Source organism: Serratia sp. PGPR-27 (assembly GCF_022678525.1).
GTDB lineage: Bacteria > Pseudomonadota > Gammaproteobacteria > Enterobacterales > Enterobacteriaceae > Serratia > Serratia nematodiphila.
The window spans coordinates 1-22533 of the sequence record NZ_JALBYS010000044.1 but is presented as its reverse complement, the minus strand read 5'-3'; the positions used below and the strand labels follow the sequence as shown (position 1 = coordinate 22533).

The following is a 22533-nucleotide window of genomic DNA, read 5'->3' as shown; positions in this document are numbered from 1 at the left end:
CCCGCCGGGGCGCCGACCGCCCCGCCCATGCCGCAGTTTGATAAAGATTCACTGGTCATCGGCCGGAGCGCCAAGCACAATGCGCTGATGACCCTTTGATTTTTCTCACGACGCCGCCCACGCATGAAAAGATTGGTCCACCTGCACCACTATCGCGCACTGTTGCGCAGCCTGTTTATCGCCGTGTTCATCGGCGTCGCCGCCGCCCTGGCGGTGTGGCTGTTCCACCGTTCGATGATTGGCCTCGAGTGGCTGTTGCTCGGCAATGCCGACGGCAGTCTGGTGGCCGCCGCCGCCGCGCTGCCCGGCTGGCGGCGCGCCCTGACGCCTGCGTTGGGCGGGCTGGCGGCGGGCCTGCTGCTGTATGTTCACCAGCGCTACCGCCACCAGCGCCCGGCGGCGCCCACCGACTATATGGAAGCGATCGAGACCGGCAACGGCAAGCTGGACACCGGCGCCAGCCTGGTGAAGTGTCTGGCGTCGCTGCTGGTGGTGTCGAGCGGCAGCGCCATCGGCCGTGAAGGCGCGATGATCCTGCTGGCAGCGCTGGTGGGCTCGCTGTTTGCCCAGCGCTTTACGCACGAGAAAGAATGGAAACTGTGGGTGGCCTGCGCCGCCGCCGCCGGGATGGCCAGCGCCTATCATGCGCCGCTGGCGGGCAGCCTGTTTATCGCCGAGATCCTGTTCGGCACCCTGATGCTGGCCTCGCTCGGCCCGGTGGTGATCGCCGCGGTCAGCGCCCTGCTGATGACCAACCTGCTCAACGGCGGCCAGGCGCCGCTCTACCTGGTGACGCCGCTCGCCGCCCCCTTGCCGACGCAATACCTGCTGATGGCGCTGGTCGGCGTGGTGGCCGGCGCCGGCGGGCCGCTGTTTTTATGGTTGATGACCGCCACCGGCCGCGCGTTCCGATCGCTTCGCCTGAAGCCGCCGCTGCAGCTGGCGCTGGGCGGCCTGATCGTTGGGCTGCTTTCGCTGTTGTTCCCGCAGGTATGGGGCAATGGCTACAGCGTGGTGCAGGCGCTGCTGATCGCGCCGCCGGGGGTGTTGCTGCTGGGGGCGATCCTGGTATGCAAGCTGTTGGCGATCCTCGCCAGCAGCGGGTCGGGCGCGCCCGGCGGGGTCTTCACCCCGACGCTGTTCGTCGGCGCCGCGCTCGGTTCGATGATCGGCCAGCTGTTCGGCCTGTGGCCGGGGATGGATGCGGCGGTGCCGCTGCTGCTGGCGCTGACCGGCATGGCTACCCTGCTGGCCGCCACCACCCATGCGCCGATCATGGCGGCGCTGATGGTGTTTGAAATGACCGGCGAATACGCGCTGCTGCCCGGCATTCTGCTGGCCTGCGTGATCGCCACCACCGTGTCGCGCGGCCTGCGGCCGGTATCGGTCTACCACACCGCGCCGCCGCCCAAACGCGAGGCTTAAAACTCGCCCTGCTGCAGCAGCTTCCTGAACTGCGGGCACTGCAGGTGCTCCGGTTCAGGGCAATCGACCATGTGCTGCAAACCGGCGCGCACCTGCCCCAGACGCCGCAGGGTGCGATCCAGTTCTTCAATCCGCGCCGCCAGCAGCCGGCGATCGAGGGCGATGCGCCCCCGCTCGTCAAACAGCGAGGCGATCTCATCCAGCGTGAATCCCGCCAGCCGCCCAAGGGCGATCAGCTTCAGTTGCTCCAGCACGCCGGCGGCGTATTGGCGACGTAAACCGTTGCGGCCTATCGAGGCGATCAGCCCCTTTTTCTCGTAATGCCGCAGCGCCGAGGGCGCGATGCCGCTCAAACGCGCCACCTCGCCAATATCCAGTTCTTTTTCCATTGACTTGAAGTCGACTTTAAGTTGCAGACTGTGCGCACATTACACCATGAGTGACTTTAAGGACACAAAAATGACGACAGAAATTTTACTGATGATTGTGCTGACCGGGGTGGGCGCCACGCTGTGCACCGATCTGTGGGCCATCGTGCAAAAGCGCGTGCTGGGCATCCCGCCCCTTAACTACGCGCTGGTCGGCCGCTGGTTTATCGGCCTGTTCGACGGCCGGTTTTATCACGCTCCGATCATGGCTGCGCCGGTGCGGCGGGGAGAAAAAGCGATGGGATGGCTGCTGCACTACGCGATCGGCGTCGCCTTCGCCTTTATCCCGCTCGGCTTGGCGGGCATCGCGTGGTATGCCGCGCCGACGCCGCTGGTCGCGCTGTTGAGCGGCTGGCTGAGCCTGGCGGCGCCCTTCTTCGTGATGCAGCCGGCGTTGGGCTTTGGCGTGGCGGCGGCGAACACCCCCAATCCGACGCGTAGCCGCATCATCAGCCTGCTGGTGCATACGGTGTACGGCCTGGGGCTGTTTGTCTCCGCCCGTTTGCTGGCCCCTTTGCTGGCCTGAGCGCGCTAGCGCAGCAGCGTGGAGATGTCGAGGTAGTGCGCCAGTTCGCGCTGCTCCGCGCGCGGCAGATACGGAATTTCACCCAGCAGCGGCGCGGAAATGCGCTGCTGCAGCGCCGCAATGGTTTCGGCATAGTGCGCCAACCCCGGGTTGATGCGGTTGGCGACCCAGCCCAGCAACGGCAGGCCGTCGTTGATAATCGACTGTGCGGTCAGCAACGCGTGGCTGACGCAGCCCAGCTTGATGCCCACCACCAGCACCACCGGCAGCTGTTCCTGCACCACCCACTCGGCGTAAGGCCGCAGATCGTTCATCAGCACCCGCCAACCGCCGCTGCCTTCCACCACCACCGTATCGGCTTTGGCCGACAGATCCCGCAGACCGCTGCTCATCACGCCATAGTTGATGTCCTCGGTCGCATGCGCATGAAACACCTCATCCAGGCAGGTGATGGGATTGATCTCCTCGTAGGACAGCGGCAGGGTTGAAGATGCCTGCAATACCAAAGCGTCTTTATTGCGGATGCCCTCGCTGGTTTCCTGGCAGCGCGCGGCGATCGGCTTGTAGCCGGCCACCGAACGGCCTTCGGCGGCCAGCGCCTGCATCAACCCGCGGGAAACCACGGTTTTACCGACGTCGGTATCCGTGCCTGTCACAAATAAACGCTTCAACATGAATAAAATGCCCCAGAATGCCCCGTTAACAATGTATCGCCGCACCGGCGGCGAAGAAGTCTTTCGGAAAAATTCTAGGGGATGCTGCCGCGTAGGGGCTTGAGGTAGCTCAATCTTTTGCGGAATTAATAAGAGGTTCTGATGTTAGCCTTGCAGCAGCTGCACCAGCAATGAACCGTTATACAGCGCCTCTTTCACCAGCGCCGCGCCGGGCATGGTGCCCTGATTGAAGAACTGCGTGGATTCGACCTTGACCTGCTCGCTGTAGGCCGGCAGCGCCTGCTGGCGAATGCAGGAGGCGATGGCCGGGTGCAGGATCTCCGCCGCGCGGTTGAGCGGCGAGCCCACCAGGATCTTCTCGGGATTGAACAGGTTGACCATGATAGCCAGAATGCGCCCCACGCTGTGGCCGACGCCGAGAATAATGTCCCGCGCCAGCTGATCGCCCGCCAGCGCGGCGTCGCACAGCGATTCGACGGTCAGCGGCGCGCCGTGCAGGCTGGAGCTCATCGAGCCGCTCAGCCGCTGCTGGGCGATCTCCAGCATGTTCTCAATGCTGGCCACGGTTTCGAGACAGCCGTGGTTGCCGCAGTAACAGCGTTTGCCGTAGGGATCGACCTGGGTGTGGCCGATCTCCACCACGCTGTGGCTGCCGGCGTGCAACACATGGCCGCCGGTGATCACCCCGGCGCCGACGTTGTGGTCGATCACCACCTGAATCACGTTCTGGCTGCCGCGCGAGGCGCCGTACAGCGCCTCGGCCATGGTCCAGGCGCTGATGTCGTGCTGCAGGTAAACCGGCAGGCCGGTGCGGGTTTCCAGCGCCGGGCCGAGCGGCATCTCCAGCACGTCGTAAAACGGCATGCGGTGCACCACGCCCGACTGCACGTCGATCATGCCCGGCAGCGTAATGGCGATCGCCGTTAACCGTTCCAGCTTGCTTTGGTGGCGAATAAAGAACTGATCGACTTCGGTCAGGATGCGTTTCAGCAGCGGTTCGGGATCTTCGGCCGCCAGCGGCAGCTGTTCCTCCACCACCAGCTTGCTGCTGAGATCGCGCAGCGCCAGCGTGATGCTGCCGCGGCTGATGCGTGCGGAAAGGTAGTGCCAGGCTTCGGTGTCCAGCACCAGCCCCACCGCCGGGCGCCCCCGGCTGCCGATCTCCTGGTACTCGGTTTCCTTGACCAGATGGGCTTCCAGCAGCTCGCGCACGATCTTGGTGATGCTGGCGGGCGCCAGCTGCGCGCGTTTTGACAGTTCGATGCGCGAAATCGGACCCAGTTGATCGATTAGCCGATAAACCGCCCCCGCATTGGTCTGTTTGATTTGATCGATATGCCCAGGCTGCCCAACCGCAATCACAAACCGGCTCCTACTATTTTTCGCGCTTCTAAATAAAGACTAGGGGTTATGGTGGGGCTTTTGTCATACAGCGTCAACTATTTGATTCGTTATGTGATTTGCTGCACAAATTCCTCGCAATTTCAGCGTGAATTGATTTTTATTTGCCCAAGCTCAACGTCATTTCAGCATCAACGCCATCAGCGACTGCGCCGCCGCGGTCAACGGCCGCCGGCGGTGGTGCACCAGCCACACTTCGGTGGTGGCGTCCGGCTCCGCCAGCGGCAAATAGCGCACGCCGTCCACCCGCACCCGGGCGAAAGACGCCGGCAGAATCGAGACTCCCAACCCGGCGGAGACCAGCCCGATGATAGTCATCGCTTCCCCCACTTCCTGGGTGATATATGGAGTGATGCCGGCCTTGCCGAGCAGCAGCAGAATTTCGTCGTACAGCGCGGTGCCCACTTCGCGCGAGAAGAACACGAACGGCTCCTGCGCCAGATGTTGAAAACGCAGCGCGCCGCCGGGCGTTTCCGCCAGCGGATGCCCCTCCGGCACCACCGCCACCAGCGGTTCGCGCAGCAGCAGCTGGTAGTGCAGCGCTTCCGGCAGTCGCGTGTTGCGCATCACCCCCAGATCCAGTTCGCCGTTCAGCAGCGGTTCGATCTGCTGTTTGGTGTTGATTTCGCGCATCTTGATGTGCACCTGCGGGGACTGCTGGCGAAAGGCGCGCAGGCTGCGCGCCACCACGCCGATAAAGGGCGCGGAAGAGGTAAACCCGATGGTCATTTCCCCCAGTTCGCCGCGATCCAGGCGCGCCGCCTTTTCCGCCGCGCGCCCGACCTGATCGAGCACCTGATAGGCTTCTTTGAGAAACATCTCCCCGGCCTGGGTCAAACTGACGTTGCGGTTGTTGCGCGCCAGCAGCCGCGCGCCGACCATCTCTTCCAGCGCCTGAATTTGCTGGCTGAGCGGCGGCTGGGAGATGCGCAACCGCTCGGCGGCGCGGCCAAAATGCAGCTCTTCAGCCACGGCGATAAAGTAACGCAGGTGTCTCAACTCGATATTCATATTTAAAAAGTCTTAATTGTAATTATTAATATATTAGACAAAAAATTCGCCGCTCCCTATCATTTTGTTATCTGCAAAGTGTCTGTTTATCTCCCCGAAGTTCGGTAAGGAAACGCTGTGACAACCCCTGTGCGTTCTGCGGCCGTGATGCCGTCGACGCTGGCCGCCAACGATGACGCGGCCGCTGCGCCAAAAGTAAAACGCTCCACCCTCAACAATAAACTCCCCTATATCGAACGCGGCACGCCGCAGTTTATGCGCGTCACGCTGGCGCTGTTTTCCGCCGGGCTGGCGACCTTCGCGTTGCTTTACTGCGTGCAGCCGATCCTGCCGGTGCTGTCGCAAGACTTCGGCGTCTCGCCGGCGGAAAGCAGCCTGTCGCTCTCGGTCTCCACCGGCCTGCTGGCGATCGGCCTGATGTTCACCGGGCCGTTGTCCGACGCCATCGGCCGCAAGTCGGTGATGGTGGTGGCGCTGCTGCTGGCGGCGGTTTGCACGCTGATTTGCGCCTTTATGACCAGCTGGCACGGCATTTTACTGATGCGCGCATTGATCGGCCTGTCGCTGAGCGGCGTCGCCGCGGTCGGCATGACCTACCTCAGCGAAGAGATCCACCCCAGCTTCGTCGCTTTCTCGATGGGGCTGTACATCAGCGGCAACTCGATCGGCGGCATGAGCGGCCGTCTGGTGACCGGGGTGCTGACCGACTTCTTCTCCTGGCGCGTCTCGCTCGGGGTCATCGGTCTGTTCGCCCTCGCCGCCGCCTGCATGTTCTGGCGCATCCTGCCCGCCTCGCGGCATTTTCGCGCCAGCTCGCTGCGCCCGCGCACCCTGCTGATCAACTTCAAACTGCATTGGCACGATAAGGGCCTGCCGCTGCTGTTCGCGGAAGGTTTCCTGCTGATGGGCAGCTTCGTCACCCTGTTCAACTACATCGGTTATCGCCTGCTGGCGGATCCTTATCACCTGAGCCAGGCGACCGTCGGCCTGCTGTCGGTGGTGTACCTCACCGGCTCCTACAGTTCGCCCAAGGCCGGCGCGCTCACCTCGCGCTTCGGGCGCGGCCCGGTGCTGCTGGCGTCGATCGTGATTATGCTGATCGGGATCCTGATTACCGCGCTGCCGCAGGTGCCGGCGATCTTTATCGGCATGATGCTGTTCACCGCCGGTTTCTTCGCCGCCCACTCGGTGGCCAGCAGCTGGATCGGCCGCCGTGCGCGCCGCGCCAAAGGCCAGGCGTCGTCGCTGTATCTGTTCTGCTATTACGTCGGCTCCAGCGTGGCCGGCACCCTGGGCGGCGTGTTCTGGCACAGCTTCGGCTGGAATGGCGTGGCGGCGTTTATCAGCCTGATGCTATTGCTGGCGCTGCTGGTGGTGCATTACCTGAAACGGCTGCCGGAAGCGGCGCGCCTGTGAATGGAAAAAGCCGCGGTGGTTAGCCGCGGCTCGTCATGCCAGAGCCCGTGATTATTGACCGGGTTTCCAGCGAGTTTGCAGGTACTCCACCGCCTTGTCCGTTTGCGGCTCGGTCAGATAACGTTGCCGGAACAGGATGGTTCCCCCCATCCCCGGCAGGCTCTCGTTGAGATCCAACTGCCTTTTCAGCTCGGGGACGCCGCCGTCGACGGTCCAGGCCGGCTCGCTGGCCGATGGCGTGCCCACTTTATACAGCGCCACCCCGGCATAGAGCCGAACCGGCGTGTCTTTCACCACCTCGGCCCACCAGTTGGCCAGCACGTCGTAGCGAACAATTTCACGATCGAAAGGCCAATACAGCTGCGGTGCGATATAGTCGAGCAGCCCCAGTTTGACCCACTGGCGCGTATCGGCATAGGCCGTATCGTACGACGGCGCGCCGGCCCGCGTCGCCGAACCGGCAGGATCGTCCGCTTTGTTTCGCCATACGCCCGCCGGGCTGACGCCAAACGCGACCGCGGGCTTCAGTGCTTTGACGGTGGCGGAAACCTGTTTTATCAATTGCAGCGTGTTGTCTCTTCGCCAGTCGGCCTTGTCTGCAAACCCTTTGCCGTATGCGCGATACGTCTTTTCATCATCCAGCGGCGATTGCGGCGTTTCGTAATAGAAATAATCGTCAAACTGAATGCCGTCGACATCGTAGTTTTTGACGACTTCAGCCACCACGCCGGTGATCCAGTTGCGCACCTCGGGCAGGCCGGGGTCGAGCACGAAGCGATCGCTGGCGGTGCGTATCCAGTCGGGATGTAGCGCATAGACGCTGGCCGGCGGCGACTGCAGCGTATGATTGAGTGCATCAATCGTTTGCTGTCGGGTATTCATGGAAACCCGATAAGGGTTCAGCCAGGCATGCACTTTGATGCCGCGTCGGTGCGCTTCTGTCAGCATAAAGGCCAGCGGATCATAACCGGGGTCCTGGCCCACGGTGCCGGTCAATACCTCCGACCAGGGCAAGATGTCAGAACGCCACAGGGCCGTGCCGTCCGGTTTAACCTGAAAATACACCGTGTTAATCCCGGTTTTCACCATGTCGTCCAGCGCGTCCGTCAGCCCCTGCTTCTGCAGACGCACCCGCTCTTGCGTGGATTCCGCTTTCAGCGAGGCCGCCGGCGGCCAGTCCAAGCCAATGACCGTGGCCAGCCAGATGCCCCGCATCGGCGTTGCCGGCGGTACAGGCTGCGGAGGCTTTTCCGGCTCAGGGGGTTTGGCGCATCCGCTCACGCCCAGCATGGCGGCCATCAACAGCCATCCGCCTAGTTTTGTTGCGCCTGTCGGCATAAATGTTCTCCTTCCGTGAGTGACGGTTATCCCATGTCGCGGCGTGCGGAGCAAGAAACCGCCCGCTTTATCAACGCCATCCAGCGACCGGCGCCGCCCTTTCTGGCGACGCCTCTCCTTATCCCATCACCAGCTCAGCCCCGTCCCGCGAGGGAACGCCACCTTGCCGGTATTGGTTTGCTCATCGTAGTCATGCCAGGTATTAACCGGCAGTTTTCCGTGCGGTCTGATTTTCCCCGTCAGCACCTGCGCCAGCGATATCATCGAAGGGCCACGCCATACGCCGCTGTCATACCCGTAGTAAGAATAGGTGGCGACAGCCGCATCCACGTCTGCGGCATAGTTCACGATATCGTAAGGCGCGCGCAATGAGAGGTGAACGCATTTTTTCCCCTGCTCGGCGGCGTATTTCAGCCAGCCCGGGTAAGGGCTGCTGTCATTAGCCGCCCCGGTTGCGGCGGTCACGACCCCATCCTGCTCGGCAGGCGTAAAGCGGGTTGAGAGGGTTCCAAGCAAGAACACGTCGCAGCCGGCAATATGTTCCCTGACCTGGGCGTCGCTCAGTTCCGTTTCCTTCGCGGCCACGACGTTCTGATAGCCCTCCTGCGCCATCACGTTCGCAATGCCTTTGGCCTGCTCGCCCCACGGAGTCAGAATAAAGTAGCGCAGCGCTTTGTCCTTTAACGGCAGCAGACATTGACGGTTGATAACCACGGTAATGGAACGATCGGCAATCCGTTTCTCTAGCTGATGCGCGGAGGACGAAACGTCGTGGGAACAGGGTTTATCGCTATGGCCCATCAGGTGATGGCGCAATTTGAGGCGCAAAATGCGCTCGACCGAAGCATCGATATCGGCCTCGCTGAGATGCCCGGTTTTCACCCGCTGCGCAATGTAGCGGATAAGCTCGGGCAGCAGGCTCGCCTGCGCCGGCGAGGCGATGCTGACAGGCATCAGAGCAATATCCACCCCGGCGGTAAAGACGTTTTCAGCCGCCGTTTGCTGGCTGAAATGCTCGGCAATCGCGCCCATATCCAGCGCGTCTGAAATCATTACGCCGGCATAACCCAGCTCATTGCGCAGGATCTGGGTCTGGATTTCGCGCGACATGGTGGCCGGCACCGTGATTTTTTCACCGTTGCGGGTGTCGATCTGGCTGTTATCCAGTGCGGGGTACTGAATATGCGCAGTCATCACCATATCCGGCGCCGCGCAGCGATCGATGGCCTGTTTATAAGGGGCGATATCAATGGCAAAAGCTTCTTCCCGCGTACGATCGACGCGCGGCAAACCGGTATGCGAGTCGGTGGAGGTGCTGCCATGGCCGGGGAAGTGTTTGTACGCGGTGATCAGCCCCTGCTGTTTCATGCCCGCCACCATGTTTTCCGCCAGGCGGGCAACGGTGTTCTTATCATCGCTGAAGGCGCGAACGTTAATCACCGGGTTGAACGGGTTGGTGTTGATGTCCACGACCGGGGCAAAGTTGGTATTGATATGCAACGCGCGCATATCCTGGGCCATCAGTTTGCCCTGTTCAACGGCGAGCTGTTTATCCGCACCGCCCTCGATCGCCGCCGCCAGCGCCATATTGCCGGGGAATGAGGCGTAGTCGCCGCGCGGCAGCCGGAAAACGTTACCGCCTTCGTTATCCGTGCCAATAAACAAACGAACGCCCGCGTGGGTTTTCAGCGCGGCATACCAGGCCGTCAACGTTTTGATCTGCTGCTTGTCTTTCAGATTATTGGCAAACAGGATCACCCCACCGATGTGGTTATCGGTGATCAGCTTGCCAATGGCTGCATCGGGAACGGTCATATCCTGATTGCCGCTACCGTTCTGATCCCAGTAGCGAAAATCCAGCATGATTTTTTGCCCGATCTTCTCTTCCAGCGTCATGTTTTTGACTTTCTGTTTAATATCCACAGTAAACCTCCGTTTAAAGCACCCGTTAATGACAGAAGAAAAGATAACCCGAGGGGCTCATAGCGTCCTGCCATTCTGTTTGTTCCAGCAATTGGACAACGGCAAACGGAAAATGGATCAAACAAAATATCAACCAACAGAAAAAATCCATCAATGAATCAAACCCATACCAATGCAAAGTCTATTTCGCGCCCTGCTGTAGAAGTCCCTCTGGCGTATTTTTCGCTGACAAGCCGGGTGGCCAGTGAAGCCGCTCCCTCTTCGTTTGCCTATGTTGCCCCCAGTCGGCCACTCTTCTATAGTATGTTGTAACTAATATGGGGGTGTGCGATGAGCAGATACGATGTGATTGGCCGAATGAACGCCTGCTTTAACGAGCTGGAGCAGGCGCTCGGCGCGTTGCAGCAGCAGATCGCCCCGCTGCGGTTGCTGGCGGCGCGGGTGTTCAGCCTGCCGGAGGTTGAAAAAGGCCAGGAACATCAGGCCATTTCGCATATCGCGGTCGAGCAGCATGTGGGGCAAGCGGCGCGCGATCTGGCGCTGGAGCATTATCAGCGGCTGTTCATTCACCACAACCGGGAGAATGTCAGCAGCAAGGCCGCCGTGCGCCTGCCCGGCGTCATCTGTCTGGCGGTGGAGCAACCGGAGTATCAGGCGCTGCAAACGCAGCTGGCGCTGATCAACCGCCTGAAGGGCGAACTGGAGCAGATTATCACCGTCGATTCCGGCCTGGCGCCGGAGCAGCGTTTCGAGTTCGTGCACACCCATCTGCACGGGCTGATTACCCTCAGCGCCTATCGCACCCTCACCGCCCTGACCAATCCCGACTCCGTGCGCTTCGGCTGGGCCAACAAGCACATCATCAAAAACGTCAAGCGGGACGACATTCTGGCGCAGCTGGAGAAAAGCCTGAAAGCCGGCCGCGCGGTGCCGCCGCACAGCCGTGAACAGTGGGCCGCCCTGGTCAGCCGTGAGATCGACGACGTCAGCCGGCTGCCGCAGCAGGCGACGCTGAAGATCAAACGGCCGGTAAAAGTGCAGCCGATCGCCCGGGTGTGGTATCAGCAGCAGCAAAAACAGGTGCAGCACCCCTGCCCGCTACCGCTGATCGCCCTGTGTCAGGTTGAAAGCGGCGCCGCGGTGCCGAAGATCGGCGAACTGCTCAACTACGACGCCGAGGCGGTGAAACACCGTTACAAACCCGACGCCAGGCCGCTGCGGCTGCTGGTGCCGCGTCTGCACCTGTATACCGACGACGCTACTCGCTGAGGGCATACACCCGCAGGCGATGGCCGTCCGGATCTCGCGCCACGAAGGTGTAACCGAACTCCATCTCGGTCGGCGTTTGCTCGATAGTCAGCCCAAGTTCGCGCCACTGGTTATAGCGCGCCTCCACTTCTTGCGGATCCTGGCATAAAAAGCCCAGTTCACCGCCGCCCCCGGTCAGCGTGGCGGCGGGTTTTACCCCCTGTTTGGCCCACATCCCCAGCTTGAAGCCGTTGTTGAGCACGAACAGGGCAAAGCCGGGCGAAAGCTCCACCGGCGCCTGCCCCAGCAGGCGTTGATAAAAGGCGGCGCTGTTGAGCGGGTTGTCGACGTAAAGCAGGGTCATGCTGGGAAGGGTCATCGGTCTGTCCTTTGGGTGATGGGAACCGGCCGGTTCCCGATAGGCACAGACTAAGGCGCGCGACTGACAGTTTATGGCAGCAGCGTGCCGCTATTGCTCCGCAATGCCCTCGCTGAGGCGCCACTCTTTCAGCAGCCGCCGCCGGCCACGCGGATAGCGCTGTGCAAGCGGCGTGGCGGCCTGAATGCGATCGAGACGAAAATGGCGAAAGGCCTGACGCAGCTCGCACCAGGCGACCAACATCTGAAACTGATCGAAAAAACCCAGCGCAAAGGGCCACAGCAGGCGTTCGCTGCGCTGCCCCGCCAGATCGAGGTAGTCGATATGCAGTTTGCGCTCGCAGCGGATGGTGTCTCGGATCAGCACCCGCATCTCATCCGCCACCGGCGGCGCCTGAACCGGCGCGATAAGCAGCGTATTGGCCTCCAGCTCCTCCCGCAGCGCCGGCGGCAGCACCGCGGCGATCTTGGCCAGCGCCTGACCCGCCGCGCTCGCCAGTTGGCTGTCACCGCGGCGGCTGACCCAGCGCATCCCCAGCACCAGCGCTTCTGTCTCCGCCGGCGAGAACATCAGCGGCGGCAGCATAAAGCCGGGGCGCAGCACATAGCCGACGCCCGCCTCACCGGCGATTTCCGCCCCCTGCTGCTGCAGCGTGGCGATATCGCGGTACAGGGTGCGCATGCTGATGCCCAGCGTCTGCGCCAGCGCATGGCCCGCCACCGGATAACGGTGGTTGCGCAGCAGCTGCATCAGATCGAGTAAACGTTGTGCGCGCGACATATCACGGCTCCCTGCATAGCGCGGTTTGGACAAAATCAGCAAAGGCTCGCGCCTTGGCCGAGACGAAATGGCCACCGGGGAACACCGCCCACAGCGCCAGCGGCGGCAGTTGCCAGTCCGCTAAAGCCGCAATCGCCGCCCCGCTTTGCAGCTCGCTGCGAAACAGGCCTTCGCTGGCGACGGTGGCGCCAAAGCCCGCCAGCACCAACTCGCGCACGCACTCCGCCGCGTTAACCCGCATGCGCCCCGGCAACCGCAGCGCGCGCTGCTCTTCTCCGCGGCTGAAGCGCCACTGCTCGCCGCCGCCACGGCGATGGTAAATCACCATCTCGTGCTGCAACAGATCTTCCGGCCGCTGCGGCATACCGGCAGCGGCAAAATAGCCGGGCGTGCCGATCACGCATTGCTTTACCTCACCCAGCTTGCGGGCGGTAAAACCGGAATCCTCCAACTCGCCAACACACAGGGCAATATCGATGCCTTCTTCAATCAGCGACAGATTGCCGTCATCCAGCAGCAAATCAACGTGCAACCGTGGATTGGCGCGCATAAACGCCGTCAAATCAGGCAAGGGAACGATGCGGGCGAACACCGCCGCCGAAGCGACCCGCAACCGGCCGCTCAGGGTCTCGCCGGCGCTCTGCACCAGCGCTTCCGTCTCCGCCAGCTCGTTCAGGATACGCCGGGTGCGTTGATACAGCTGCTGTCCCGCATCCGTCGGCTGCAGGCCGTGGGTCGAGCGCAGCATCAGGCGCGTGCCGAGCTGCTGTTCCAGCCGCGCCACCGCTTTTGAGACCGCCGGCTGCCCCACGTGCAGCCGCCGCGCCGCAGCGGTAAAGGAGCCGCTCTCGTAAACGCAGGCATAGGTTTCGTAATCGGCAAATTTACCCATGGCATTCCTTGTTGGAATAACTGTTAGCATTTATTGCAGTCTACACGCGCCATTTTGGAATGGGCAAGATAAGCGCTCCCCCTCATTCCCGTCAGGAGAACGCATGACACTGCAAGACAAACTCGATGCCTTCAAAGCGGCATTCGAGGCCGACCAACTGCCGTTCAAACTCGCGGTGCAAGATCACGCGCTGATGCGTGAGGCGATCCAGGCGCAGATCGCGTCGGGCGTGGCCGAACGCGCCCTGAAGGTCGGCGACGCCGCGCCCGGCTTTACACTGTCGGACAGCGAAAACCGACCATGCTCTTCCACGGCGCTGTTGGCAAAAGGGCCGCTGGTCGTCAGTTTCTATCGCGGGATCTGGTGCCCTTACTGTACGCTCGATCTGCAGGCGCTGCAGGCCGCATTGCCCGCCATCACGCAGTACGGCGCGCAGTTGTTGGCCGTTTCGCCGCAGAGCGCGGTGCATAACCGCCAGGCCACGCGCGATCACGATCTCACTTTTCCGTTGCTCAGCGATACAGGCAACCGTCTGGCGGCCCAGTTCGGCCTGCGTTACCGCCTGCCGGACGCGCTGATCGCCCTGTATCAACAGCGGCTCGGCCTCGATCTGGCGCAGTTCAACCAGGATGACAGCTGGACGCTGCCGCTGCCGGCGCGATTCGTCATCGCCCGCGATGGCCGTATTGTCTACGCCGAAGCGCACGCCGATTACACCCAGCGGCCGGAGCCGCAGGCGCTGTTATCGGTGCTAGAGATGTTGGCTTGAAAAGACGGGGCGCAACCGCGCCCCATTTAGGCATGACGTCATTATTTCTGCATGCTGCCGACCATCGCTTCCGGCCGCACCCACTCGTCGAACTGCGCTTCGGTCAGGTAGCCGAGCTTCAGCGCCGCGGCTTTCAGCGTCAGCCCTTCCTTGTGCGCTTTCTTGGCGATTTCCGCCGCCTTGTCATAACCGATATGGGTATTGAGCGCCGTCACCAGCATCAGCGATTCGTTCAGCAATTGGGAGATGCGATCGCGGTTCGGTTCGATGCCCACCGCGCAGTGCTCGTTAAAGCCCTGCATGCCGTCGGCCAGCAGGCGAATCGACTGCAGGTAGTTGTGGATCACCATCGGGCGGAACACGTTCAACTCGAAGTTGCCGGAAGCGCCGCCAATGTTCACCGCCACGTCGTTACCCAGCACCTGAGCGCACAGCATGGTCATCGCTTCGCACTGGGTCGGGTTGACCTTGCCCGGCATGATGGAGCTGCCCGGCTCGTTCTCCGGGATCGAAATCTCACCAATGCCGCAGCGCGGGCCGGACGCCAGCCAACGCACGTCGTTGGCGATCTTCATCAGCGAAGCCGCCAGCCCTTTCAGCGCGCCATGCCCTTGCACCAGCGCATCGCAAGTCGCCAGCGCTTCGAACTTGTTCGGCGCCGTGACGAACGGCTGATGGGTCAATTCCGCCAGCGCTTTAGCGACGCGCACCGCGTACTCCGGATGGGTGTTCAGGCCGGTGCCGACCGCCGTGCCGCCCAGCGCCAGCTCGGCAATGTGCGGGATACTGTCCTCGATGTGTTTCAGATTGTGCGCCAGCATCGCCGCCCAACCGGATATCTCTTGCCCCAGGGTCAGCGGCGTGGCGTCCTGCAGATGGGTGCGGCCGATTTTGACGATATCGCGGTAGGCTTCGGCCTTGTCGCTCAGCGTCTTGTGCAGCACTTTCAGCTCAGGGATCAGGTGTTCGCGCAGCGCAATCACCGCCGCCACGTGCATCGCGGTGGGAAACACATCGTTGGAGCTCTGGCTTTTATTGACGTCGTCGTTCGGGTGCACCTTGCGCTCTTCACCGCGCACGCCGCCCAGCAGCTCGCTGGCGCGGTTGGCCAACACTTCGTTCATGTTCATGTTGGTCTGGGTGCCGGAGCCGGTTTGCCAGATTGATAACGGGAACTGGTCGGCATGGCTGTCCGCCAGCACTTCGTCGGCGGCGTTGATAATGGCGGCGCCCCGTTCGGCCGGCAGCAGCCCCAGATCCACGTTCACCTGCGCGGCGGCGCGCTTGGTCAACGCCAGCGCGTGGATCAGCGCGGTCGGCATCTTTTCGGAGGAAATACGGAAATGCGCCAACGAACGCTGGGTTTGCGCGCCCCACAGCTTGTCGGCCGGTACTTCGATGGGGCCCATAGAGTCTTTTTCGATACGAACGCCTGCCATCACGATCTCCTTAGCATAATTCCTAAAATTGTAGGGTTAGGCCGACGCGCTCCCCCCCACGTCGGCATGCACTCCCAGTATAGTGACATAATAACTATTCGCATTAAGAGAGTTATCTCACAGCACGTTTCATCTCTTTTACCCATTAACGACGCGGTTATTTTCCGCCGGTTAACCCGCGGTGAAATAAACGGCCGGGAATGAGCCTGGAGAATAAAAATCTGGATAACCATTAACGCGGATGACGCGCATTAAAATTATTGATGCGCTGCGCCTGTAAATGATTGAGTTCATCGATCCGTTGCTGCTGCAGATGATTGATCTCGTCGTAGGCGTCCTGCCGTTCATGATGCCGATACGCCCCGGTCGCCGCCGCACCGGCGGTGAGTGCCAGCGGATACGCCACAGGCGCGATCGCGGCGGGAACCGTGACCGGGGCGGGTGTGACGACGATCGGCGCCGGCGCGATCACCACGGCGCGCGGCGCCGCGTAGGGATAGGCGACAATCACCGCCGCCTGGGCTGCGCCGGTGCAAAACCCCAACAGCAACAACAGTGTTTTCATGCAACAGACCTCTTGTTTCGTTAAATCGACGTGTTAGCCGTTACGGTAAAGGGGTCTGACGCCCAGGTTTAAGCTCAGCGTGTGATAGCCCGGTGCAGCGCGAGAATAATAATAAGGGAATGGCTCAGACGGTAAAAAATAAATTCAGCCGACATAGTTTGACATGCTGAAAAAATAAATAATGACGTTGAATGACCAGGCTAACGGCAATAATCCCCGTTGAGCCAAATAATAATCGATCGGCGGGTTTTCCGGGTCGCCTTGGGACCTGCGCGCCAATTGAGACGCCGATCGTTATCACGTTATACTATGGCCCCATTGCCGGGCGCGACGTTATCCGGCGTTTTTTTGATCGCGCCCATGATTTTTCCTGCCGACGCGGGCGTAGGATAGTCGTCGGCACAGATTTAGTTAACCGTATAAAATCAGTAGGTTATTGTCATCCAGTGCGACAATGACGTTAAGGACGTTTATCGACATGCAAAAAATGACCAACGCGGTACAGAATTACGCCTGGGGCAGCCACGATGCGCTGACCCGTCTTTACGGCATCGCCAACCCGGATAATCAGCCGATGGCCGAACTGTGGATGGGCGCCCATCCCAAGAGCCCTTCCCGCGTGCCGGGCGCCGACGGCGAACTGCGTTCGCTGCGCTTTCTTATCGATGAAGACCAGCCAAAACAGCTGGGCGCCGACGTCGCCAGCCGTTTTGGCGAGTTGCCGTTCCTGTTTAAAGTGCTGTGCGCCGATCAGCCGCTGTCGATCCAGGTTCACCCGAGTAAAGCGGCGGCCGAGATCGGCTTCGCGAAAGAGAATGCCGCCGGCATCCCGCTGAGCGCCGCCGAACGCAACTATAAAGATCCCAACCACAAGCCCGAGCTGGTGTTCGCCCTGACGCCGTTCCTGGCGATGAACGGCTTTCGCGAACTGGCCGATATCGTTTCCCTGCTGCAACCGATCGCGGGCGCGCACCACGACATCGCCGCCTTCCTGCAACAGCCGGACACCGCGCACCTCGCGACCCTGTTCGCCAGCCTGTTGACGATGAGTGGCGAACAAAAATCGCTGGCGCTCGGCGTGCTGAAAGCCGCGCTCAACAACCAGCAGGGGGAACCCTGGGATACCGTGCGCTTTATCGCCGGCTTCTATCCGGACGACAGCGGTCTGTTCTCACCGCTGCTGCTGAACGTGGTGCAGCTCGCGCCGGGCGAGGCGATGTTCCTGTATGCCGAAACGCCGCACGCCTACCTGAAAGGCGTGGCGCTGGAGGTGATGGCCAACTCGGATAACGTGCTGCGCGCGGGCCTGACGCCGAAATTCATCGACGTGCCCGAGCTGCTGGCCAACCTGCAGTTCCGCCCGCAACCGGCTTCCGGCCTGCTGACCCAACCGGAGCAACGCGGCAACGAGCTGTTCTTCCCGATCCCGGTGGAGGATTTCGCCTTCTCACTGCACGATTTGACCGCCGCACCACAGGCGCTGGCACAGCGAAGCGCCGCCATCGTGTTCTGCGTCGCCGGCGAAGCGACGCTGGAGAAATCCGGGCAACGCCTGACGCTCAAACCGGGCGAATCCTGCTTTATCGGGGCGTTCGAATCCCCGGTCAACGTCAGCGGCAGCGGCCGCATCGCCCGGGTTTATAACCAGCTGGCCTAACCGTTGATAAATTTCAGCAAATTGCTTGCTGAAAGCGAGAGCTACCCCCACAATTAAACGCCTGCGGGCGTTTTTTGTCGGCCCCTATTTTCCCCTCCCATGCAACGGAGGGTGATAAGAAAAAAAGGATGAAACAGAGCTATGAAAAAATCGTTAGTCGCTGTCAGCGTCATTGTCGTTCTTGGCGCAGCATGGACCGGGGCATCCTGGTACACCGGGAAACAGATCGAGCAGCACATGGGCGAAGTCGTCGACAACGCCAACGGCCAACTGAAAGCCTACCTGCCGAAAGCCGGCGTCAAGCTGAGCTATGAAAATTACCAGCGCGGCCTGTTCAGCAGTAAAGTGCGTTATGTGCTGCGTTCCGACGGCACGGATACCAGCGAAAACGCGGCGCTGAAAGCCGGTGAAGAAGTGGCGTTCCTGGAAACCATCGATCACGGTCCGTTCCCGTTCGCGCAGCTGAAAAAATTCAACCTGCTGCCGAGCATGGCGTCGGTGCATACCGAGCTGGAAAACACCCCGGCGGTGAAAGGTCTGTTTGAAACCACCAAAGGCAAATCGCTGTTTACCGCCGATTCGCGCATCTCGTACAGCGGCGATACCGCGTCCACCATCGACTTTATCCCACTGGACTACCAGAAGGATAAATCTTCGCTGAAATTCAGCGGCGCCACCATTGACGCCGATGTGTCCCGCGATCTGAAAAAATTCGCGCTGGACGCCAATAGCGACACTATCGTGTTCGCCAGCCCGAACGAATTCGGCCAAAACGAGCAGATCACCTTCCAGGGCTTCAACCTGAAAGGCAACAGCAACGAAAGCAAGTTCGGCGTGAAGCTCGGCGATCAGACGATGACGCTGAAGCAGTTCAAACTGACGATCGACGGTAAAGATACCGTGGCGTTGGACGGTTTCAATCTGGTGAGCAAGTTTGGCGAGCAAGGCAGCAGCAATATCGGCGGCCAGATCGACTACACCATGGACGCGCTCAAGGTGCAGGGCAACGACTTCGGTGCCGGTAAACTGACGCTGAAAATCGACAACGTCGACGGCAAGGCGCTGAAAGACTTCTCCGACAGCTACAACCGCCAAACCATGGCGCTGCTGCAGCAGGGCGAGAACCTGGATCCGGACGTCTACGAACAGCAGACCTCCGAGATGCTGCAAAAGAACCTGCCGATGCTGCTGAAAGGCAACCCAAGCCTCAGCATCGCCCCGCTGAGCTGGAAAAACAGCAAGGGTGAGAGCGTCTTCACGCTGGATCTGGCGATGACCGATCCGAGTAAGGCTGCCTCCCCGGCACAATCGCCGGATCAGCTGATCGCTCAGGCGGTTAAAAAGCTGGATCTCAGCCTGACCATTCCGGAAGCGATGGCTACCGAAGTGACCGCGAAGACCGCCTTGTTGCAGGGCTATAATGCGGAAGACGCGCAGAAACTGGCGCAGCAGCAAGTGCAGGGCCTGGCGGCCATGGGGCAGATGTTCAAGCTGACCACCCAGAAAGACGGCGTGATCGCGAGCCAGTTCCACTATGCCGACAACCAGGTTGACCTGAACGGCAACAAAATGTCGCTGCAGGAGTTCATCGGCCAGTTCGCCATGCTGGGCGCCCCGGCGGAAGACGCTGAACCGGCTCAGGAAGCGGAACCCGCTCCGGCACCGGCGCAGTAATCGCCTGAAAACCTGACAAGGGCCCCCTGCGGGGCCCTTTTTATTTACGCCGCATAAACCGCATCGCGGATCTGCTGCGGGTAGCGGCCGCACATGCCTTCAAACGCGGTGTTGGTCAGTATCACCACGCTCAGCTGCGCCTGTGGATCAAAGAACCAGCTGTGGCCGTAAACGCCGCCCCAGGTCAGGGTGCCGGCGTGCTGCGGCGTCTGCGCGGCGTCTGGATCCACCAGCAGCGCGCCGCCAAAGCCGAAGCCCCAGCCCAGCCCTTGCGTTTGCGCCTGCGCGCCCACGTGCGGGCTGCGCAGCAACGCCACCGTGTCCGGCTGCAACATGCCCTGCCCGCCGCTGCGCAGCGCTTCCACCAGCTTCAGCACGTCGTCGGCATCGCCGACCATGCCCGCGCCGCCGGAAGGATAAGCCTCCGCGTTAAGCGCCCGCGCGGGTGAAAACAGCACCTCGCCCCCCGCCATCTCCTCCGGCAGCGCCACCCGCAGGCCTTCATACATGCGCAGTGGCCCTTGCGGGGTGTTGTAATACGGCGTCGCCAGGTTCGCGGCGTCCGTCGCATGGAATGCGGTGTTGCCAAGCCCCAGCGGCTGCGCCACCCATTCGACAAACAGTTGCGGCAGCGACATGCCCGTCACCCGCTCCAGCACCGCGCCAAGCACATCGATCGCCAGCGAATAATTGAAGCGCTCCCCCGGCGCCGACAGCAACGGCGCCTGCGCCAACAGCCGCAGGTTTTGCTCCAGCGTCAGCGTCGACAGCTCCACGCCGTCCTGGATCCCCAACTGATGGTAAACGCCCGCCGGCGGTTGGTTCAGCCGATAGTCCAGCCCGGCGGTATGGCTCAGCAAATGACGGATCTTGATCGTCGGGCGCCGGCCGTCCGCCAGTGCCGGGGTAAACCACGGCAGCCAGTCGCTGACCGCATCGTCCAGGCTCAGCTTGCCTTGCTCAATCAAACGCAACGCCGCCAGCGTGGTATAGGGTTTGGAAACCGACGACAGCCGAAACTGCGTTTCCCGCCGCATCGGTTGCCGCGCTTCGCGATCGGCATAGCCGGCCGCCCCGGCGTAGCAAATTTCGCCCCGCCGCGCCACCAGCACCACGCTGCCGACGATGCGCCCTTCGGCCATCGCCTGTTGATCGATCGCCGCGATCCGTTCTGTTAACGCCTGTTGTATTGCCGACATGATTTTAATCTCTCTGAGGGAAAGTAAAACCAGTCTAAAACGTTCTTCATAAATTAAAATAAGGCATAATTTAATGAATCATTAAGCAGAGGTTATTGATAGATGAGTTCACTCCTGCAACTGCTGCCCTATTTCGAAGCCGTGGCACGCCTGGGCAACTTTACCCGCGCGGCCAGCCAACTGGGCGTCACGCCGCCGGCGGTGTCGCAAAACATTCAGGCGCTGGAGAATCAGCTGGGAGTGCGGTTATTTCACCGCACCAGCCGCTCGGTGCGCCTCAGCGACGAAGGCCGGTTGTTCTATCAGAAGGTGTCGCCGGCCATGGGCCAGATCGATGTGGCGGCGGACGATGTGCGCGCCCTGGGCGCACAGCCGGCAGGCCTGCTGCGCATTACGCTGCCGCAGTTGGCCGCTTCGCTGCTGGTGATGCCGCATCTGGCGGCGTTTCAGCGGCGCTATCCCGAGGTGCAGCTGGAGCTGTTTACCGAAGACCGCTTTTCCGATCTGGTGCTGGGCAGTTTCGATGCCGGCATTCGCATGCACGCCATGCTGCAAAAGGACATGATCGCCGTGCCGATCGATAACGGCCAGCGCCGGGTGCTGGTCGCTTCGCCTGACTATCTGGCGCGCTGCGGCGCACCGGCCACGCCGGACGATCTGCTCGCGCACCATTGCCTGCGCTACCGTTTTCCCGGCAGCGGCAAACTGGAACCCTGGTATTTCAGCCTGGGCGACGATGAACGCGCGCTGGACGTCAGCGGCAGTTTGATTTTTAACGAAGACAGGCTGATCAAGGATGCGGCATTGGCGGGGCTGGGTATCGCACAGCGTTTTCAGGGCACGGTGTTGCAGGAGCTGGCACAGGGGCAACTGGTGGAAGTGCTGCCGGGTTACGCCAGCGAAGCATCGGGATTTTTCATCTACTTCCCCGCCGGCAGACATCTGCCGCTCAAACTGCGCGCCTTTATCGATTTCATGCGCGAGCAACGTGAACGGCAGCATCGGTGGTAGGGGCGCCCCGCCGGCGCCCCTGATTGTCAGCGCTTCTCCAGCGCCTGGATGATGCGATAAGTCGCCTCGACCCGATCGTCGTTCGGGAACCATTTGTTGGCCAGCATCACCACGGCGATATTCTTCGCCGGGATGAACACCGCGTAGGTGGAGAAACCGCCGGTAGAGCCGGTTTTGTTATACCAGCCGGCGCGCAATTCCGGCTGCGGCGGCGTGATGGCGGTAGCCGGCGTGCCATTCATGATCATCCCGGCGTTGTTGCCCTCGATCAAACGCGACAGTTTCACCGGATACGGGTAGTTCTCCCACATCAGATCCTGCGTGAACGCGCCCGCCTTATAATAGCCGACGTGCGTCCCGGCCAGCGCGTCGCGCCATGGCTGTGCGACCTTCACCTGCTGCAGGTTGGCGTCCAGATAGCGAATCAGATCGCGAGCGTTGGACTTGATGCCGTAAGACTCGGCGTCCAGCGGGCCGGGATTGACCCGCACCGGCTTATCGTCCTTGTTGTAACCCTGCGCATAGTTGGCCATCTGCGCCGCCGGCACCTGAACGTAGGTGTGGCTCATGCCCAACGCCGGCAACATCCCCTGTTCCATCGCCTGGATAAACGGCTGGTCGAGGCTTTTGGCGGCGATCATGCCCAGCATGCCGATACCGAGATTGGAATAGACGCGGTAGCTGCCCGCCGGGTGTTTCGGCTGCCAGGCCCGGTAGTAGGCCATCAGTTGGGCGTTGTCGGTCACGTCGTCCGGCACGAACAGCGGCAGGCCGGAGG

General features: G+C 61.5%; 21 protein-coding genes. 8 read left to right on the top strand and 13 right to left on the bottom strand.

Translation table 11 applies throughout. The annotated features are described in order from the left end of the window. Positions 1 to 123: 123 nt before the first annotated feature. Positions 124 to 1425, top strand: coding sequence for a voltage-gated ClC-type chloride channel ClcB (gene clcB, locus MMS95_RS20395; RefSeq protein WP_033633138.1), 1302 nt, complete (start codon positions 124 to 126; stop codon positions 1423 to 1425). Here the strand turns inward: clcB and MMS95_RS20390 are convergent. Next, on the bottom strand, positions 1422 to 1814 hold the full coding sequence (locus MMS95_RS20390) for a helix-turn-helix domain-containing protein (protein WP_044031310.1): 393 nt from the start codon (positions 1812 to 1814) through the stop codon (positions 1422 to 1424). The genes clcB and MMS95_RS20390 overlap by 4 nt on opposite strands. A 70-nt stretch (positions 1815 to 1884) precedes the next feature. Here MMS95_RS20390 and MMS95_RS20385 point away from each other — a divergent pair, with 70 nt between their 5' ends. Then, the gene (locus tag MMS95_RS20385; protein WP_085336954.1) at positions 1885 to 2379 is read left to right on the top strand and encodes a DUF2938 domain-containing protein; all 495 of its coding nucleotides are present in this window, start codon (positions 1885 to 1887) and stop codon (positions 2377 to 2379) included. Positions 2380 to 2384: 5 nt separating this feature from the next. On the opposite strand, the gene bioD is transcribed toward MMS95_RS20385, so the two are convergent. The 3 genes from bioD to MMS95_RS20370 all read right to left on the bottom strand — a co-directional run bounded on the left by bioD (position 2385) and on the right by MMS95_RS20370 (position 5465). Then, positions 2385 to 3053 carry a dethiobiotin synthase gene (gene bioD / locus MMS95_RS20380; protein WP_004938529.1) on the bottom strand — a complete coding sequence of 223 codons (669 nt, stop codon included), beginning with the start codon at positions 3051 to 3053 and terminating at the stop codon, positions 2385 to 2387. Between the two features lie 144 nt (positions 3054 to 3197). Continuing rightward, positions 3198 to 4415 carry an ROK family transcriptional regulator gene (locus MMS95_RS20375; protein WP_088381542.1) on the bottom strand — a complete coding sequence of 406 codons (1218 nt, stop codon included), beginning with the start codon at positions 4413 to 4415 and terminating at the stop codon, positions 3198 to 3200. Between the two features lie 159 nt (positions 4416 to 4574). After that, complete coding sequence (locus MMS95_RS20370; RefSeq protein ID WP_044031312.1) at positions 4575 to 5465, bottom strand: LysR family transcriptional regulator; 891 nt, start codon at positions 5463 to 5465, stop codon at positions 4575 to 4577. Between the two features lie 147 nt (positions 5466 to 5612). Between MMS95_RS20370 and MMS95_RS20365 the strand changes: the two genes are divergently transcribed. After that, positions 5613 to 6881 carry an MFS transporter gene (locus tag MMS95_RS20365; protein ID WP_176326271.1) on the top strand — a complete coding sequence of 423 codons (1269 nt, stop codon included), beginning with the start codon at positions 5613 to 5615 and terminating at the stop codon, positions 6879 to 6881. Positions 6882 to 6932: 51 nt separating this feature from the next. Here the strand turns inward: MMS95_RS20365 and MMS95_RS20360 are convergent, their stop codons facing one another. Both MMS95_RS20360 and MMS95_RS20355 read right to left on the bottom strand, forming a co-directional pair. Continuing rightward, complete coding sequence (locus tag MMS95_RS20360; protein WP_021505426.1) at positions 6933 to 8180, bottom strand: glycoside hydrolase family 10 protein; 1248 nt, start codon at positions 8178 to 8180, stop codon at positions 6933 to 6935. A 165-nt stretch (positions 8181 to 8345) separates the two neighbouring features. Next, the gene (locus tag MMS95_RS20355; RefSeq protein WP_242142180.1) at positions 8346 to 10142 is read right to left on the bottom strand and encodes a glycoside hydrolase family 3 protein; all 1797 of its coding nucleotides are present in this window, start codon (positions 10140 to 10142) and stop codon (positions 8346 to 8348) included. A gap of 330 nt (positions 10143 to 10472) precedes the next feature. Between MMS95_RS20355 and tus the strand changes: the two genes are divergently transcribed. Next, on the top strand, positions 10473 to 11411 hold the full coding sequence (tus, locus tag MMS95_RS20350; RefSeq protein ID WP_015377774.1) for a DNA replication terminus site-binding protein: 939 nt from the start codon (positions 10473 to 10475) through the stop codon (positions 11409 to 11411). Here tus and MMS95_RS20345 read toward each other — a convergent pair. From MMS95_RS20345 to MMS95_RS20335, 3 genes are all read right to left on the bottom strand, one after another. Then, the gene (locus MMS95_RS20345; RefSeq protein WP_004938508.1) at positions 11401 to 11769 is read right to left on the bottom strand and encodes a VOC family protein; all 369 of its coding nucleotides are present in this window, start codon (positions 11767 to 11769) and stop codon (positions 11401 to 11403) included. The two genes, tus and MMS95_RS20345, sit on opposite strands and share 11 nt — an antisense overlap. 90 nt (positions 11770 to 11859) lie before the next feature. Further along, a complete protein-coding gene (locus MMS95_RS20340; protein WP_015377773.1) occupies positions 11860 to 12549 on the bottom strand; it encodes a YafY family protein in 690 nt (229 codons plus the stop codon). Between the two features lies 1 nt (position 12550). Further along, the gene (locus tag MMS95_RS20335; protein ID WP_015377772.1) at positions 12551 to 13441 is read right to left on the bottom strand and encodes a LysR family transcriptional regulator; all 891 of its coding nucleotides are present in this window, start codon (positions 13439 to 13441) and stop codon (positions 12551 to 12553) included. A gap of 103 nt (positions 13442 to 13544) precedes the next feature. Here MMS95_RS20335 and MMS95_RS20330 point away from each other — a divergent pair, with 103 nt between their 5' ends. After that, positions 13545 to 14210: a peroxiredoxin-like family protein gene (locus MMS95_RS20330; protein WP_021505431.1), complete on the top strand. Its 666-nt coding sequence runs from the start codon at positions 13545 to 13547 to the stop codon at positions 14208 to 14210. A gap of 41 nt (positions 14211 to 14251) precedes the next feature. On the opposite strand, the gene fumC is transcribed toward MMS95_RS20330, so the two are convergent. Next, the gene (gene fumC / locus MMS95_RS20325) at positions 14252 to 15649 is read right to left on the bottom strand and encodes a class II fumarate hydratase (protein WP_004938497.1); all 1398 of its coding nucleotides are present in this window, start codon (positions 15647 to 15649) and stop codon (positions 14252 to 14254) included. 232 nt (positions 15650 to 15881) lie between these two features. Next, complete coding sequence (locus tag MMS95_RS20320; RefSeq protein WP_021505432.1) at positions 15882 to 16214, bottom strand: hypothetical protein; 333 nt, start codon at positions 16212 to 16214, stop codon at positions 15882 to 15884. Between the two features lie 478 nt (positions 16215 to 16692). Here MMS95_RS20320 and manA point away from each other — a divergent pair, with 478 nt between their 5' ends. Then, entirely contained in the window at positions 16693 to 17871 is a 1179-nt protein-coding gene (gene manA, locus MMS95_RS20315; protein WP_015377769.1) for a mannose-6-phosphate isomerase, read from the top strand. A gap of 141 nt (positions 17872 to 18012) precedes the next feature. Continuing rightward, on the top strand, positions 18013 to 19545 hold the full coding sequence (locus MMS95_RS20310; RefSeq protein ID WP_242142178.1) for a YdgA family protein: 1533 nt from the start codon (positions 18013 to 18015) through the stop codon (positions 19543 to 19545). A 44-nt stretch (positions 19546 to 19589) separates the two neighbouring features. Here MMS95_RS20310 and MMS95_RS20305 read toward each other — a convergent pair whose 3' ends face one another. Then, a complete protein-coding gene (locus MMS95_RS20305; protein ID WP_242142177.1) occupies positions 19590 to 20744 on the bottom strand; it encodes a serine hydrolase domain-containing protein in 1155 nt (384 codons plus the stop codon). A gap of 102 nt (positions 20745 to 20846) precedes the next feature. On the opposite strand from MMS95_RS20305, the gene MMS95_RS20300 reads away from it, so the two are divergent. Then, positions 20847 to 21755, top strand: a complete 909-nt coding sequence (locus MMS95_RS20300; RefSeq protein ID WP_021505436.1) for a LysR family transcriptional regulator — start codon at positions 20847 to 20849, stop codon at positions 21753 to 21755. A gap of 26 nt (positions 21756 to 21781) precedes the next feature. On the opposite strand, the gene MMS95_RS20295 is transcribed toward MMS95_RS20300, so the two are convergent. Then, positions 21782 to 22533, bottom strand: a 752-nt coding sequence (locus MMS95_RS20295; protein ID WP_242142175.1) for a beta-lactamase, incomplete at its 5' end; no start/stop codon positions are given.